This window comes from Variovorax sp. Root411, from assembly GCF_001425205.1.
Classification (GTDB): Bacteria; Pseudomonadota; Gammaproteobacteria; order Burkholderiales; family Burkholderiaceae_C; genus Variovorax.
Genome location: NZ_LMDW01000001.1, coordinates 918692 through 934088 on the forward strand (window position 1 = coordinate 918692; position 15397 = coordinate 934088).

Here is a 15397-nt window from a genome sequence, read left to right on the forward strand (position 1 = left end):
AAACGATCGTCGGCAAGCCGTGAGGAAAGCGGCAGCGCGGACTGCATCGGGTTCTATCGATCTCCCCCGCACCCGTTGCGCTGGAGCACAGGCAGCAGCTGCGGCCCCAGCGACTTCAGCAGCTGAGTCGGCAGCGCGCTGGTGAACCGATAGCGAGCGGCATAGGGTTCATGCACGAAGGCCATGATGGTGCCGAAGTAGCGGTCGCCGATCATGAACACGAAGGTGGCCGAGCGGTCGATCTTGCGCTCCGAAATCACTCGTCCGTTCCGGTCGGTTTTCTCGTAGCGATGGTCGCCGGTGCCGGTCTTGCCGCCGATCTCGATCGCGCGGCCATGCGTGTCCGCGAGCGAGCCCTTCAGGCGCCGTGCCGTGCCGTCGTTCACCACCTCGACCAGCGCGCGCCGTACCGTCGCGACCACCTCCGTGGGCAGCAGCCGTTCGGCGCTCGCATTGCGCGGTTCCAGCCGTGTCTCGTAGGGCGTCTCGCGCCCGAAGTGCAGTGCCCCGACCCGTTGCGTCGGCAGCCGTACGCCGTCGTTGACGAGGATGCCCATCAGTTCCGCCAGGGCGGCCGGCCGGTCGCCTGACGCGCCGATCGCGCTCGCGTAGGACGGCGTCAGCGATGCGAACGGGTAACCCAGGCGCTGCCACGAACGATGAACCTGCGCGAAGGCGTCGAGCTCGATCAGCTCGCGCAGGCGCTTGTCCTGCGCGCTCTTGTGGCGTGTCTTGAAGAGCCACGCGTAGGTTTCCTGGCGTTCGCGCGTGCTCGCCTCCAGCACCTGGGTCAGCGAGGCGCCGGGGTGGCGCTGCAGGAAACCGACAAGCCAGAGCTCCAGCGGATGCACGCGCGCGACGTAGCCGCGATCGGCGAGCGACAAGCCGGCGTAGGTGCTGCGCAGCGCCCGCAGTGCGCGCGGCGAGCCGGCGCCACGGCCCAGCCGCTGCACGAGAAGCTCGTCGAGCCGCGCGTCGCTGGCCTCGGGCTCGACCGTGAACAGCACGCTCGCCAGGCGCGGCGCCGATGGCCTCAGCCCCTGCAGCAGCAGGGCTTCGGCCTCCGCGGCCGACAGGTGCTGGTACTTGCGGTGGAAGCGGATGAGGAAGGCCGAGCCTTCGCGATCGGCAAAGCGCTCGAGCAGCTCGCGCCGGCCCGCAGCGGCAGGGTCCGCCAGCAGATGCTCGGCGTCCGACGCGCCGCCGAACATGTGGTGGCGCACCAGGTCGCGCATCAGGCGGATGAACACCAGGTTGACCGAATGCTTGAAGCCTTCGCGCACCGACATCGTTTCGCTGTTGCTCGAGCGTTCGAAGTTCGCGAACTGGTGCAGGCCGCCGCCGGTGAAGAAGGCCTCGCCGGGGTTTGCCGAGTACTTCCGCTCCATGGCCGCCTCGAGCATCGGCGCGAGGCGGTGGTCCTTGGCGCGCAGGAGGTACTGCCGCGCCCACGCGCCCAACGGGTCGCGCGGGCTCGGCGCCACCGCCGACAGCTCGGCGGGGCTCAGGTCGGCCCAGTCCCCATGCAGCTCGGCCACGAGCTCCAGGTAGCTCACCAGGGTGCGCAGCTTGGCGGTCGAGCCGAGGTCCAGCCGCGCGCCCTGGTTCACGTCGAAAGGCTGGTCGATGTTGTCGGCCTGAACGCGCAGCAGGTTCTCCTGCGCGCCGCGCTCGAACAGCGTGAAGCTGTAGACCAGCGGGCTCGGGTCCGACCCCGGGTCGAGCATGTGGAATCCGAACAATCCCGCCGCCTTGGTCGCGGCGGGCGTCCGCAGGCCGGCCAGCACCCGCGCCACCATCGCTTGCGCCTCGCCGTCCAGGCTGCTCTCGGCCTCGAGGTCCAGGCGCTCCAGATCGTAGACACGCGGCACGCCGAGCAGCGTTGAGATGTGGGTGCGCAATGCGTTCGCGGCCTTGCGCTGCACGAAGTCCGGCCGGGGCGTTGGCGGCAGCTCGGGCCGCAGGTGCAAGGGCAGCGGCAGGGCCGCATCGCGCAGCTCGGGCGAAATCAAGCCTGCCTCGGCCATCAGCCGAAGGTAGCTGTCGGTCAGCCGGGCCAGCCCTGTGCCGTCGCCGAGCAGGTGCTGCGACGGGCGGCGCTGCGCGATCATCAGCGACAGTGCCTGCTTGAAGGCCTCGGCCTGCTGCTGCAACGCTTCGTTCGTGGGCGCCGTCCCCTCGGCGTTGTCGGTGAGCAGGCGGTTGATTTCGCCGAAGTCGCGTCCGTACCAGGCCCACAGGCCGTCACCCAGGCCGTGTACCTCGCCCATCCCCGGGCGTGCGGCCAGCGGCACCGTGTCGAGGTAGTCGACGACGATCTGGCGGCGTCGCGCCAGCGTGTCTTCTCCGTCCTGATAGGCACGCATCGAGGCCGATGCCATCTGGCGCAGCTTGTCGCGGACCGACCCGGTGCGGCCGTGCGGCGAATGGCGGTACTTCTCGATCTGGGTCGCCAGCGTACTGCCGCCGGTCGCCGCCTGGCCCAGGCTGACCGCTCGCAGGGCCTGCTCGAGCGCGGCCTTCGCGAAGCGTTCCGGATCGATCGCGGGATTGCGCTGCGGCGGTTGCGCGTCCAGCAGGTGGCGGTCCTCGACGAACAGCAGGGCGCTCACCAGCAGCGGCGGCACCTCATCGAAGCGCTCGTACGCGCGCTTCGGCACGCGCGTGTGCAGCAGCGCCGCATTGCGGCAGTCGCGCACCGTCAGGCCAGCCTGGTTTTTCTCGCGGTAGGGCACGAAGAGCCCGTACCCCTGCAGTTCGATCAGCCGCGGCGACATGCGGGCCTGGCGGGTGACGACATAGCCCTGGGGCTCCAGGCGATCGATGAAGGCGGGAAGATCGTGGTAGCCCAGCCGCTCGTCGTAGGGCCCGGTGTGGGGAAAGCGGATGGCATCGCTGGCACCGGCGTCGACGCTGAAGCTGGCTCCGTTGCCGAGGTCGCGCCACAGGGCCGATTGCAGCCGGGAAGTCTTCAGTTCGTCTACCGCGAATACGGCAAGCGTACCCCCCACGGCGACCCCGGCGCCGACCCAGAAAAGTGTTTTGAACCAAGTCATGCTCTGCCTCGCGAACAGTCTGCACCGTGGGTTCGTCAGTGACGATGATGCACCTTTCGAAGCCGTTTGGGTTGCGCATGATCGAGGCGGCGAATTGATTTGCCGACACCAGGAACCGGACGGCCGGGGCCCGGCGTTTTTCTTTCTTACTTCCGGCCCAGGGACTTCAGCAGCCGCCCGGCTTCCTTCTTCCCGTCCACGCTGACATACGTCGAAGACACCGCCTTGGTCAGGTAGTGCACGACCTTGCGGTGGTTCTGGTTCGGGCCTTCCCAGAGAAATAGGCGGCCCAGTTCGAGCGCCGCGTCGCCGTCGCCATGCGCATAGGCGCGCTCGAACCAGAAGCGGGCCCAGCGGAAGTTGCCTTCGTCGCGATAGCAGATGGCGAGGTTGGCGCAACCCGCAACGTCGCCGGCCCTGGCGGCCTTGCGGTACCAGTCGCGCGCGGCGGCGCTGTCCTGCTTCACGCCGATGCCGTGGTCGAGGAAGTAGCCGACGCTGTTGAGCGCGTGGGTCTCGCCTGCGGCCGCCGCCTTGAGGAACAGCGACAGCGCCTTCTTGTGCGCGCCGGCATCCCACGCGTCGTTCGCCGCGAAAAACCAGTCGTCCCGGGTGGGTTCCTGCATGTGAGGGGTCTCCTTCGAAGCGCGGTTCAGAAGAAAGAAAAAATCTGTGTCCCGACCCCTCCCTGCGCACGGATCACTTAGCCTCGATCGGTCCGGCCATTCTGCCCACATCCGGCTCTTCCATGCACTTTCGCGCGCTGCCCATTTTTCTTCTTGCCTTTCCTCTTCTCACCCAGGCCGCTTCGCGCAGCTGCCTCGTCGTCGGCATCAGCGACGGCGACACGCTCACCGCCCGCTGCGGCCGCCTTGGCGCGTACGAGCGCGTGAAGGTGCGCATCGCCGCCATCGACGCGCCCGAGAAAGCCCAGCCCTACGGCCAGCGCAGCAGGCAGGCGCTGAGCAACATCTGCTTTCGCGCGCAGGCGCTCATCACCGAGATCGACACCGACCGCTACGGCCGCACGGTGGCCGACGTGAGCTGCAATGGCGAGGACGCCGGCAGCCGCATGGTGGCCGATGGCTGGGCCTGGGCGTACGACTACAACCACCTCGCCACCAGGCGCGGTGGCGGGCTGTTCAGGCTGCAGGACGGTGCGCGTGCGCGGCACCTCGGCCTGTGGGCCGACTCCGAGCCCACGCCGCCCTGGGAATGGCGCAGGCACCGGCGCAACGAGCAGCCGCACTGGGGCAGCTTCTTCTGACGGCGGTGTGATCGGAACCTGAGGCCGCGGACGAGGAGGGCGTCGCTCAGGATTCGCTCTTGCCCTGCACTTCCGCCACCACGCGCGCATTGCGCTGGAAACTCCAGTAGGCGCCCGCCCAATCCATCATCACGACGATGCGATTGCGGAATCCGATCAGGAAGTACGCGTGCGCGAACAGCCAGAACAGCCACGCGAGCCGGCCGCTGAAGCGCAGCGGGCCGAAGGGCGTGCCCAGGTCGACCACGGCCGAGTTGCGACCGATGGTGGCGAGGTTGCCGTAGTCGGCATAGCGGAACGGCACCGTCGGCTCGCCCGCGATGCGGCGCAGGATGTTGGCAGCGGCAGCACGGCCCATCTGCTTGGCGCCGGGCGACACGCCGGGCACGGGCTTGGGTGGCTTGCCGGGCGCGTGGCTCACGGCGGCCGCGAGGTCGCCGACCACGCTGATCTCTGGATGGCCGGCCAGGCTCAGGTCGGACTCGACCTTGATGCGGCCCGCGCGGTCGCACTCGACGCCGGTGGCCGTGCCCAGCATGCGGCCCAGCGGCGATGCCGCCACGCCGGCCGCCCACACCACGCAGCTGCTATCGATTCGGTAGCTCTCGACGGGTGCACCGTCCGCGCCGCCGCCGGTCTGCACTTCGAGCCCGGTGGCGTCGATGGAGGTCACGCGCGCATTGAGCCGCACTTCGACACCCAGCTTCTCCAGCTGTTCGAGCGCCTTCCGGCTCAGCGATTCGGGCATGGCCTGCAGCACGCGCGGACCGCCTTCGACCAGCAGCACCTGCGCGCTGCTGGGGTCGATGTGGCGGAACTCGCCCGACAGCGTGTGCTTGGCGATCTCGGCCAGCGTGCCGGCCATCTCGACGCCCGTGGGGCCCGCGCCGATCACCACGAAGGTGAGCAGGGCGCGGCGGTGCTCCAGGTCGGCCGTGATTTCGGCGCTTTCGAACGACAGCAGCACACGGCGGCGGATCTCGAAGGCATCGGCCAGCGTCTTCAGCCCCGGCGCCACGGGCGCCCATTCGTCGTGCCCGAAATAGCTGTGCGTGGCGCCCGCCGCGACGATCAGGTGGTCGTACGGCACGCGGTCGCCGTTGGCCAGGTGCACGGACCGCGTCGCCGGGTCGATGCCGCCCACTTCGCCGAGCAGCGTCGTGATGTTTGGCTGCTTGCGGAACAGCGCGCGCACCGGCGCCGCGATCGATGGCGCCGCCAGCCCCGCGGTCGCCACCTGGTACAGCAGCGGCTGGAACAGGTGGTGGTTGGTCTTGTCGATCACCGTCACGTTCACGTCGGCGTTCTGCAGCTTGCGCGCGGCTTCGAGCCCGCCGAATCCGCAGCCGACGATGACGACTTGGGGCCTGCCCGAGGGGTTGGTCGTTTGCATGCGGCGAATGATACGCAGCCGGTCTGCACGTGCTTCCATCTTGTGCCACAGTGGCTGCCCTTTTTGCCGATGTGCACGCGGCGGGCCGGCGGCGTTTTGTCCTACGCGCCGCCGCGGGCCGGATGGGCTACAACTTGCGGTTGACCCGACTGGAGATTCCATGACGCTTTCCCGGCCGATCACACAGGCGGCGAGCGCACTGCGCGACAGGTTCCGCGAGGTGCGTGCAGCGAGCCTGGCACTTGCCGCCCCGCTTTCCGCCGAAGACCAGTGCATCCAGTCCATGCCCGACGCGAGCCCGACCAAGTGGCACCTCGCGCACACCACCTGGTTCTTCGAGACCGTGCTGCTGCAGCCGCACGCGGCGGGCTACCAGCCTTTCGACGTGCGCTTTCATTACCTTTTCAATTCGTACTACGAGGCGCTTGGCCCGCGCCACCCGCGCCCGCAGCGGGGTCTGCTGACGCGGCCGTCGGTGGAGGAGGTGCACGCCTATCGCCGGCATGTGGACGAGGCGGTGGTCGCGCTGCTGGAAGAGGGCGGGCTCGACTGGGCCACCGTCGAGCCCATCGTCACGCTCGGGCTGAACCACGAGCAGCAGCACCAGGAACTGCTGCTCACCGACATCCTGCATGCGCTCTCGTGCAATCCGATGCTGCCGGCCTACAAGCCCGCCGGCGGGCCAGCGCTGCGGCTGGCCGCGGTGCCGCCGGCGGCGCGCTGGCTCTCGCAGCCCGGCGGCGTGGTCGAAGTGGGGCATGCGAGGCAGGGCTTTTCATTCGACAACGAGACGCCGCGCCACAAGGCCCTGCTGCAGCCCTATGCGATTGCCGACCGGCTGGTGAACTGCGGCGATTACGCGCAGTTCATCGCGGATGGCGGCTACCGGCGGCCCGAGCTCTGGTTGTCCGACGGCTGGGCGGCGGTGCAGGCGAACGGGTGGCGGCATCCGGCGTACTGGCTCGCGTCCGACGATCCGCGGCTGGGCTTCGGTTCGCAGCCGCAGGGCGCTGCGGGCTGGCATGTGTTCGGCCTGCATGGCGTGCGGCCTATGGAGGCCGATGCACCCGTCTCGCACCTCAGTTTCTATGAAGCCGCCGCGTATGCCGAATGGGCCGGCGCGCGGCTGCCGACCGAATTCGAATGGGAGGCCGCGTTCGACGCGCCCTGCATCGCGCAGATGACCGGCCATGTCTGGCAGTGGACGCGTTCCTCGTACGACCCGTACCCCGGCTTCCGTCCGATGCCCGGCATCGCGGCCGAATACAACGGCAAGTTCATGGTGGGGCAACTGGTGTTGCGGGGTGGCAGCGTGGCCACGCCGGCGGGGCACACGCGGCCCAGCTACCGCAACTTCTTTCCGCCGGCGGCGCGCTGGCAGTTCTCGGGGCTGCGGCTCGCGAAAGACCTTTGATCATGCGCAATCCAACTTCCTCTTCCTCGTCGCTGTCGTTTGTGCCTGCCGCGAAGCCGCGCGCTTCGTCTGCGCCTGCAGCCACCGCGCCGTTGTCCGAGTTCGGACGCGAGATGCAGGCCGGCCTCGCGCGGTCGCCACGCCGCATTTCGCCGAAGTTCTTCTACGACGCGGCGGGCTCGCAGCTGTTCGACCGGATCTGCGAACTGCCGGAGTACTACCCGACGCGCACCGAGCTGCGCATTCTTGGCGAGTGCGCGGGGGAGATCGCCGGGCAGATCGGGCCGAATGCGGAGATCGTGGAGTTCGGTGCGGGATCGTTGACGAAGGTGCGGCTGCTGCTCGATGCGCTCGACTCGCCCAGGCGGTATCTGCCCATCGATATTTCCGGCGAGCATCTGGAGGCTGCTGCGCAGCGGCTGAAGGCCGACTATCCGGAGCTGGTGGTGCAGCCCATTGCCGCAGACTACACGATGCCCTTGGTGCTGCCCGCACCCGTGGCTGGTGCCGGGCGGCGCGTCGGTTTTTTCCCGGGGTCGACGATCGGTAATTTCGAACCGGAGGAGGCGCTGGCCTTCTTGCAACTGGCTGCCCGTATGTTGCGTGGCGGAGGTCTCTTGATTGGCGTGGACCTGGTGAAGGATCCGGGGCGGCTGCATGCGGCGTACAACGATGCGCAAGGGGTGACTGCGGACTTCAATCTGAATCTCCTGCGGCGCGCCAATGCCGAGCTCGATGCGGATTTCGACCTGGACGGGTTTGCGCATGCGGCGTTCTACAACGCGCCCCGGCAGAGGATCGAAATGCATCTTGTGAGCCGGCTGGCTCAGAGCGTTTCGCTGAATGGGGAGACGTTCGGGTTCGAGGAGGGCGAGACCATTCATACGGAGTACTCGCACAAGTTCACTGTTGAAGGGCTTCGTGCCTTGGCTGTTCGGGCCGGGTTTCGGCCTGGGGCTGTCTGGACGGATCCGGAGAAGCTCTTCAGTGTTCACTGGCTGGTTGCCTAGGTTGGGTTCCGGGGCCGGGTCTCGCCCCGGCGGGCGACTTACTTTCTTTTGCTTCGCCAAAAGAAAGTAAGCAAAGAAAAGGCGACCCCACTGTCTGCGACCCCTTCTCTGCGCTACGGGGCAACCTGCGGTGCTCGCGTTTCGCGGGGTCTCGCCCAAACTCGCTTCGCTCAAACAAGGGCGAGCCCTTGTCCGCGAAACGCTGCGCTCCTCGGCGTAGCCAGAGGGGCTTTGGAACCGGTCGGGCCTTTGCTTCGCTCGGCCACCATGCCACCGCAAGCGCTTCGCGCCTGCGGTGGTTGCTGTAGCGAAGCGCAGGGACGCAGACAGTGGGGTCGCCTTTTCTTTTGCCCACTTTTCTTTGGCGAAGCAAAGAAAAGCAGGTCGGCCGCCGGGCCGAGACACGGCCCCGAAAAACAAACACCCCAACAGGGCGCATACAGCAACGAAGAAAGCGACTGTGCCAAGCAAACGGCACAATACCCCAGCCCCGTGCGGCAGCGCAACGGCCAGCGCCCCGCAATCCTCCCCCTGGAGCCAAGACCATGAAAGCAACCTGGAACGGCGTCACCATCGCCGAAAGCGACGACACCGTGATCGTCGAAGGCAATCACTATTTCCCGATGAGCGCACTCAACCGCGACTACGTCACCTTCAGCAACCACAAGACCACCTGCGCCTGGAAGGGCTCGGCCAGCTACTACTCGCTGCTGGTCAACGGAGAGCTCAATACCGACGCCGCCTGGTACTACGCCGACCCCAAGCCCGAAGCCGAAGAGATCCGCGACCGCGTCGCGTTCTGGAAGGACGTGAAGGTCAGCGCGCAGTGACCACGGCCGCCTTCACTCCGCCGTTCATCGCCCCGGCCGAGCTGCCCGCCGCACTGCGCGAGCAAGGCTATGCGGTACTCAGTCCGCAGGGTGTCGGCGATTGGCTCGGCGCACCGATCGCGCAGCTCGACGCACTGCACGCAGACTGGAACGGCCTCCCGCCGGACGACTACCTGAAGGACGGTGGCCGCTACCGCACTCGGCGCCACGCCTGCTTCACCATCGAAGCCGACGACCACGCCACGCTCACGCAGGTGCCGCACCGCGCGCACTGGCAGCCGGTCGAATACAACGCGCTGCACGGCGGCATGCAGCGCTGGTTTGCGCCGATGCTCGATGCCACCGTGGCACAACCCGTGTGGCAGCGGCTGCTGCGGCAGCTCGGCAAGGCCAGCAGCGACATGCGCGGCACGACACGGCAGCGCTGGTACGTGGAAGCGCACCAGTTCCGCATCGACACCGCCGGCGGCATCGGCCGGCCGACGCCCGAAGGTGCGCACCGCGATGGCGTCGATCTCGTGGCTGTGGCACTCGTCGGCAGGCACGGCATCAAGGGCGGCGAGACGCGCGTGTTCGAAGCCAACGGCCGCCGCGGCGAGCGCTTCACCATGACCGAGCCGTGGTCCCTGCTGCTGCTCGACGACGCGCGCGTGATCCACGAATCGACGCCGATCCAGCCGCTCGAGGAGGGCGGCGAAGGCTGGCGCGACACGCTCGTGATCACTTGCCGGGCCAAGGGTTTCCAGGGGGATTGACGCCCTGTTTCCCGTCGCTGCCTTGAGTCCTACAGGTTCCCTCCGGCATCGGGGTTAAATTCGGGGCCCGGCTCGACGGTGAGTCGTGTCTGTCTGCGACGAAAGCGAGGTCCCGCCATGTTCAATCACATCCTGGTTCCGATCGACGGCTCCGAAACTTCCATGCTCGCCGTCAGCAAGGCCAGCGGCCTCGCGCTGGCTTTCGGTAGCCGCATCACGTTGATCCACGTGATCGACAACTATCCCTTCATCGGTGTGGGCGCGGACTACGCGCTCGGCCAGAACGAATACCTCGCCGCAGCCACGGCCAGTGCCAATGCGGCGCTCGCGCGCGGCGTGGCCGCCCTGGCGGCCGAAGGCCTGCACAGCGACCAGCGCGTGATCGACGGCCACGTGGTGCACGAAGGCATCGTCGACACGGCCATCGCCATCGCGGCCGACCTGATCGTGATGGGCTCGCATGGCCGCAGCGGCATCGAGAAACTGCTGCTCGGCAGCGTGACGCAGCGCGTGCTGCAGGACGCCAACATGCCCGTGCTGGTCGTCAAGGGCGGCTGATCGCTCAGGAGACGATGAAGAAATTGGGCGGCCGATTGAAGCAGAGGTCCTGCTGCGTCACCGGGTGCACGAACCTCAACTCGCTCGCATGCAGCAACAGGCGCGGCGCACGCGCCTGCAGGGCGGCATCGCCGTACAGCGCATCGCCGAGGATCGGATGGCCGATCGACAGCAGGTGCACGCGCAGCTGATGCGAGCGGCCCGTCAGCGGCTCCAGCAGCACATGGGTCGCTGCCGGTTCGCCCGGCAGCAGTGACACCGCCTTCCACCGCGTGATGCTGGGCTTGCCCGCCGGGTCGATCTTCTGCAGCGGCCGGCGCGGCCAGTCGGCCATCAGCGGCGCGTCGATCAGCGACCAGTCTTCCCGCACCGGCATCGCTCCATCGACGACGGCTTCATAGCGCTTGTGCACCCGACGCTCGGCAAAGGCCGTGCTCAGCGCGCGCTGCATGGCGATGCCGCGCGCCATCACCACCAGCCCGCTGGTGCCCATGTCGAGGCGATGCACGATCAGCGCGTCGGGCCACTGCCGCATTGCGCGCGCGCTCAGGCAATCCTGCTTGTCCTCGCCGCGGCCGGGCACGCAGAGCAGGCCGGCGGGCTTGTCGAGTACCAGCAGGTAGGGGTCTTCGTGAAGGGGGTGCAGGAGCGGCGGCGCGGTCATGGGTGCCGCCGAGTGTAGAGAGCGCGCTGCAGGCCCGTTTTGGCCCTCTCATGCCGCGCTCATGAAGCCTCGGCTATCCTCGAACGAATGTCCGGCCCCGCCCCTGTTTCCGCTTCTTCCTCCGACGCTGCAGCCGTTCCCCCAGGCACCGCGGTTTCTCCCCCCAGCTTTTCCGACCTGACGCGCGAGCGTCCGTTCATGCAGATGTGGACGGCGCGGCTGTTCGGCACAGCCGCCTCGCAGATGCTGCTGGTGGCCATCGGCTGGCACATGTACGAGCTCACCGGCAGCGCCTGGGACCTGGGCCTCGTGGGCCTCTACCAGTTCGTGCCCGCGCTGCTGCTGGCGCTGCTGGCCGGCCACGTCGTCGATCGCCACCATCGCGGGCGCATCGTGGCGGCCTGCTTTGCGGTGCAGGGGCTGGTGGCGCTGGCGCTGCTGCTGGCGGTGCTGGAGAAGCACGACACGCGCGGCCTGCTGCTGGGGCTGTCGCTGGTGCTGGGCGCAGTGCGCGCCTTCCAGATGCCGGCGCAGCAGGCGCTGACGCCGCTGCTGGTGCCACCCGCCATGCTGTCGCGCGCGATGGCCTTCAGCTCGGCCGGCATGCAGGGCGCGATCATCGGCGGGCCGGCCCTCGGCGGGCTGCTGTTCGTGGCGGGCATGGCGGTGGTCTACGGTGCCAGCGTGGTGTTCTTCGCGGTCGCCTGCGCGCTGGTGCTGCGGCTGCGCTATGCCTACACGCCGGCCGCGCGCGAGCCGGTCACGCTGGCCACGGTGTTCGCGGGCGTCGATTTCATCTGGAAGCGCAAGCCCGTGCTCGGCGCAGTCTCGCTCGACCTGTTCGCGGTGCTGCTGGGCGGTGCGGTGGCGCTGCTGCCGATCTACGCCAAGGACATCCTGCACACAGGCCCCTGGGGGCTCGGCCTGCTGCGCAGCGCACCGGCGGTGGGCGCGCTGGTGATGTCCATCGCGCTCACGCGCCGGCCGGTCGAGCGCAACGTGGGGCGCACGCTGCTGCTGGCCGTGGGGCTCTTCGGGGTGTGCATGGTGGTGTTCGGCATTTCGAAGAGCTTCGTCGTCTCGCTGATCGCGCTGGCGGTCTCGGGCGGCGCTGACATGGTCAACGTGGTGATCCGCCAGACGCTGGTGCAGCTCGAGACGCCCGATGCCATGCGCGGGCGGGTGAGCGCGGTCAACTCGATCTTCATTGGCGCGAGCAACCAGCTCGGCGAGTTCGAGTCGGGCGCCACGGCGGCGCTGCTCGGGCCGGTGGGCTCGGTGGTGGTGGGCGGCGTGGGAACGATGCTGGTCGCGCTGACGTGGTTCAAGCTGTTCCCGTCGCTGGCGCAGCGGGACCGGCTGGTGGTTGCGGCGCCTTCTGTCAGGCCCCCGCCGGCCTAATCTGCGAACAGGGCGCGCGCGCCTGGCACGTCAAGCGTCAGATCTTCGAGCGCTACCGCCACGCAGGGCAGGATCCAGCCCTCGGCTTTTTCCTCGGCGCTCAGGCCGGGCCATTCGATGGTGTGGCGGGTTTCGCCGGACAGCCGATGGCAGATGCACGTGCGGCAGGTGCCGTTGCGGCACGAACTCGGCAGTTCGATGCCGGCTTCTTCGGCGGCTTTCAGGAGCGTGGTGGCGGCGTCGGTCTCGAAGTCGAGGCCCGAGGGCTCGAGTCGAACCTTCATGGCTGCGGCGGCGGGTCCTGTTGTTGCTGCTCGCGGCGTTGCTCGCGCAGCATGAAGAGGTACAGGCTCTCGACCTTCTCGCGCGCCCACGGCGTCTTGCGCAGGAACTTGAGGCTGGAGCCCACGCTCGGGTCGAGCGTGAAACAACGGATGGGCACGAGCTCGCTCAGGTGCTCCCATCCGTAGTAATCGGCCAGCGCCGTGACGATGGCTTCCAGCGTCAGCCCGTGCAACGGGTTGCGTGGCTGGGCCTTCTTGGCCGCGGGAGCTGGCGCTTGCCCGGTCACTTGTTCTTGAGCTTGCCGCGGGGGATCACGGCGGTGGTGATCGTGCGCACGGGCTCGATGCCGCCGGTGCCCACTGGCTTGGGTGGCGAAGTGTCCTTCTTCGGTTTCTTCGCTTCCTTGGTGGTGCGTTGCTGACCCTTGGCCATGTCGAATTCTCCTGTTGTTGCGACGGATGCAGCAGGCAGTTTAGCGGTGCGGCGACAATACGCGGTTCCATCCGATTTCCCGCATTCATGTCAGATTACGAAGTTCGCCCCGCCACCCTGCGCGACGCCAAGGCCGTTGCCGAGGTCCACGCCCTGTCCGCCAAGGCCGCCTACGAAGGCATCCTCCCCGAAGAAGAGCTGCGCATGCTGGCCCCGGCCTCGCGCGAAGCCAAGTGGCGCGAGGCCATTGAATTCAGCGAACCCCAGGTGCACGTGGTCACGCTCGACGGCCAGATCGTCGGTTTCGTCGGCTTCGATCGCTCGCGCGACCCCAAGACTCCTCCGACGACTGGCGAGATCTGGGCGATCTACGTCAAGCCCGAGCACTGGGGCAAGGGCGCGGGCGTGGCCCTCTGGGATGCCGCGCGCGAAGGCCTGGAAGAAGAGGGCTGCACGACGGTCACCATCTGGGTGCCCATCCGCAACGACCGCGCCATGCGCTTCCACGAACTCGCGGGCTTCAAGCGCGAGATGAAGACCGCCAAGACCACCGCCCTGGGCACGGTGCGCGTCGAGGAAATCCGCCTCAAGCGCGACGTTTCCTGACATGGACGCCGGCAGCAGCACCCTCGGCCACGCCGCGCGCGTGCGATCGCACCAGCGCCGCACGGCTGTCGTGCAGTGGATACGCCGCACCCATGGCTGGTTCGGCCTGTGGGGTGCGGTGCTGGGGCTGCTGTTCGGCTTTAGTGGCATCTGGCTCAACCACCGCAACGTGCTGAAGCTGCCGCAGGCCCAGGAGCGCACGCGCGTCCAACTGGCGCTGCCCGATCCGGTGCCGGAAACGCCCGAGGCGATGAGCCTGTGGCTGCAAGGCGCGCTGCGCATGAGCGCGCCGCCCAGCTCCTCCCGCATCGAGCCGGCCAAGCCCGTTGCCTGGGCCGACAAGAGTGACAAGGGCACCCCGGCGCTCATGCAGCCGGCGCATTGGGTGTTCAACTTCGGCGGCCCCAACGAGATCGTGCAGGCCGAGTACTGGCAGGGCAATCGCTCGGTCGGCGTCGCCACCACGCACAACGGCTTCGTCGCCACGCTCACCAACATGCACAAGGGCGGCGCCATGCCGCTGCCATGGATCCTGCTGGTCGACACGCTGGCCGGCAGCCTGATCTTCCTGTCGATCTCGGGCGTGGCGCTGTGGATGCTCACGCACCGCCGCCGCCGCGTGGGCCTGGCGCTGTTCGGCGCGTCGCTGGCCGCGATGCTGGCCATTGCGCTCGGCGCCCTCTGATTCGCCGGCGAACTCGCATGCCGGCTCCCGTTCAAGGCGCCCGCGTACGGTTATTGCAAGGGGCGGTTGGCGGCTGCGGATAAGCTCGCCGCTTCTTTTTCAGCCCGAACCTTGCCCATGGCCACCAGCCTGCTCCTGCTGCTCGACGACATTGCGACCGTTCTCGACGACGTGTCGGTCCTCACCAAGGTCGCCGCCAAGAAAACAGCCGGCGTGCTGGGCGACGACCTCGCGCTCAATGCGCAGCAGGTGTCCGGCGTCAAGGCCGAGCGCGAGATTCCGGTGGTCTGGGCCGTGTGCAAGGGCTCGTTCGTCAACAAGGCGATCCTCGTGCCCGCGGCGCTCGCCATCGGCACCTGGCTGCCGTGGCTGGTGACGCCGCTGTTGATGGTGGGCGGTGCGTTCCTGTGCTTCGAAGGTACCGAGAAGCTCGCGCACAAGTTCCTGCACAAGAAGGAGCACGACGCCGACACCCAGCGCCACGAGAAGGCCGTGGCCGACGCCTCGGTCGACGTGGTGGCAATGGAAAAGGACAAGATCAAGGGCGCGGTGCGCACCGACTTCATCCTCTCGGCCGAGATCATCGCCATCACGCTGGGCACCGTGCAGGGCCAGCCTTTCACGACACAGCTGAGCGTGCTGGTCGGCATCGCGCTGATCATGACCATCGGTGTCTACGGCCTGGTGGCAGGCATCGTGAAGCTCGACGACGCTGGTCTCTACCTGAGCCAGCGCGCCAGCGCCGCATCGCGCGCCCTGGGCCGCGGCATCCTGGCTGCGGCGCCTTGGCTCATGAAGGCACTGTCGGTGGCCGGCACGGCCGCGATGTTCCTCGTGGGCGGCGGCATCCTGGTGCACGGTGTGCCGGCGCTGGGCCATACGGTCGAAGACTGGGCCAAGGCCACCGGCGGTGTGTTCGGCACGCTGGGCTCGATGGGCGCGAATGCCGGCGTGGGCCTCGTGGCCGGCGCTGTCGTGCTGGCCGTGGTGGAACTGGTCGGCAAGCTGCGCGGCAAGAAGGCCTGAGAGGCCAGTTTGCCG

General features: G+C 68.1%; 17 protein-coding genes. 10 read left to right on the forward strand and 7 right to left on the reverse strand.

Annotated features, from left to right (window positions below; genetic code table 11):
- Positions 1-53: 53 nt before the first annotated feature.
- Positions 54-3056, reverse strand: coding sequence for a transglycosylase domain-containing protein (locus ASC92_RS04250; RefSeq protein ID WP_056510663.1), 3003 nt, complete (start codon positions 3054-3056; stop codon positions 54-56).
- 146 nt (positions 3057-3202) lie between these two features.
- A complete protein-coding gene (locus tag ASC92_RS04255; RefSeq protein WP_056510666.1) occupies positions 3203-3682 on the reverse strand; it encodes a tetratricopeptide repeat protein in 480 nt (159 codons plus the stop codon).
- A gap of 122 nt (positions 3683-3804) precedes the next feature.
- Between ASC92_RS04255 and ASC92_RS04260 the strand changes: the two genes are divergently transcribed.
- A complete protein-coding gene (locus ASC92_RS04260) occupies positions 3805-4323 on the forward strand; it encodes a thermonuclease family protein (RefSeq protein ID WP_056510669.1) in 519 nt (172 codons plus the stop codon).
- 46 nt (positions 4324-4369) lie between these two features.
- Here ASC92_RS04260 and ASC92_RS04265 read toward each other — a convergent pair whose 3' ends face one another.
- Positions 4370-5716 carry an NAD(P)/FAD-dependent oxidoreductase gene (locus ASC92_RS04265; protein WP_056510672.1) on the reverse strand — a complete coding sequence of 449 codons (1347 nt, stop codon included), beginning with the start codon at positions 5714-5716 and terminating at the stop codon, positions 4370-4372.
- A 160-nt stretch (positions 5717-5876) separates the two neighbouring features.
- On the opposite strand from ASC92_RS04265, the gene egtB reads away from it, so the two are divergent.
- The 5 genes from egtB (at position 5877) to ASC92_RS04290 (ending at position 10283) form a co-directional block, all read left to right on the forward strand.
- A complete protein-coding gene (egtB, locus tag ASC92_RS04270; RefSeq protein ID WP_056510675.1) occupies positions 5877-7130 on the forward strand; it encodes an ergothioneine biosynthesis protein EgtB in 1254 nt (417 codons plus the stop codon).
- Positions 7131-7243: 113 nt separating this feature from the next.
- Positions 7244-8140 (forward strand): L-histidine N(alpha)-methyltransferase, encoded by an 897-nt coding sequence (gene egtD / locus ASC92_RS04275; protein ID WP_235505692.1) that lies wholly within the window; start codon positions 7244-7246, stop codon positions 8138-8140.
- A 545-nt stretch (positions 8141-8685) separates the two neighbouring features.
- On the forward strand, positions 8686-8970 hold the full coding sequence (locus ASC92_RS04280; protein ID WP_056510680.1) for a DUF427 domain-containing protein: 285 nt from the start codon (positions 8686-8688) through the stop codon (positions 8968-8970).
- Positions 8967-9725 carry a 2OG-Fe dioxygenase family protein gene (locus ASC92_RS04285; protein ID WP_056510683.1) on the forward strand — a complete coding sequence of 253 codons (759 nt, stop codon included), beginning with the start codon at positions 8967-8969 and terminating at the stop codon, positions 9723-9725. The genes ASC92_RS04280 and ASC92_RS04285 overlap by 4 nt, the downstream gene beginning before the upstream one ends.
- A gap of 117 nt (positions 9726-9842) precedes the next feature.
- Positions 9843-10283, forward strand: a complete 441-nt coding sequence (locus ASC92_RS04290; RefSeq protein ID WP_007833935.1) for a universal stress protein — start codon at positions 9843-9845, stop codon at positions 10281-10283.
- Between the two features lie 4 nt (positions 10284-10287).
- On the opposite strand, the gene ASC92_RS04295 is transcribed toward ASC92_RS04290, so the two are convergent.
- On the reverse strand, positions 10288-10947 hold the full coding sequence (locus ASC92_RS04295) for an RluA family pseudouridine synthase (protein ID WP_056510686.1): 660 nt from the start codon (positions 10945-10947) through the stop codon (positions 10288-10290).
- A 198-nt stretch (positions 10948-11145) separates the two neighbouring features.
- Between ASC92_RS04295 and ASC92_RS04300 the strand changes: the two genes are divergently transcribed.
- The gene (locus ASC92_RS04300; RefSeq protein ID WP_056510689.1) at positions 11146-12348 is read left to right on the forward strand and encodes an MFS transporter; all 1203 of its coding nucleotides are present in this window, start codon (positions 11146-11148) and stop codon (positions 12346-12348) included.
- On the opposite strand, the gene ASC92_RS04305 is transcribed toward ASC92_RS04300, so the two are convergent.
- From ASC92_RS04305 to ASC92_RS29000, 3 genes are read right to left on the reverse strand one after another with little or no spacing between them, the layout of a single operon-like run.
- Positions 12345-12632, reverse strand: a complete 288-nt coding sequence (locus ASC92_RS04305) for a 2Fe-2S iron-sulfur cluster-binding protein (protein WP_056510693.1) — start codon at positions 12630-12632, stop codon at positions 12345-12347. The genes ASC92_RS04300 and ASC92_RS04305 overlap by 4 nt on opposite strands.
- Positions 12629-12919 (reverse strand): VF530 family DNA-binding protein, encoded by a 291-nt coding sequence (locus tag ASC92_RS04310; RefSeq protein ID WP_056510696.1) that lies wholly within the window; start codon positions 12917-12919, stop codon positions 12629-12631. The genes ASC92_RS04305 and ASC92_RS04310 overlap by 4 nt, the downstream gene beginning before the upstream one ends.
- Positions 12916-13065 (reverse strand): hypothetical protein, encoded by a 150-nt coding sequence (locus ASC92_RS29000; protein ID WP_165403194.1) that lies wholly within the window; start codon positions 13063-13065, stop codon positions 12916-12918. The genes ASC92_RS04310 and ASC92_RS29000 overlap by 4 nt, the downstream gene beginning before the upstream one ends.
- A gap of 87 nt (positions 13066-13152) precedes the next feature.
- Here ASC92_RS29000 and ASC92_RS04315 point away from each other — a divergent pair, with 87 nt between their 5' ends.
- The 3 genes from ASC92_RS04315 to ASC92_RS04325 all read left to right on the forward strand — a co-directional run bounded on the left by ASC92_RS04315 (position 13153) and on the right by ASC92_RS04325 (position 15382).
- Entirely contained in the window at positions 13153-13671 is a 519-nt protein-coding gene (locus tag ASC92_RS04315) for a GNAT family N-acetyltransferase (RefSeq protein WP_056510698.1), read from the forward strand.
- Between the two features lies 1 nt (position 13672).
- A complete protein-coding gene (locus tag ASC92_RS04320) occupies positions 13673-14356 on the forward strand; it encodes a PepSY-associated TM helix domain-containing protein (RefSeq protein WP_056510701.1) in 684 nt (227 codons plus the stop codon).
- 117 nt (positions 14357-14473) lie between these two features.
- Positions 14474-15382 (forward strand): DUF808 domain-containing protein, encoded by a 909-nt coding sequence (locus ASC92_RS04325; RefSeq protein ID WP_056510704.1) that lies wholly within the window; start codon positions 14474-14476, stop codon positions 15380-15382.
- Positions 15383-15397 lie beyond the last annotated feature (15 nt).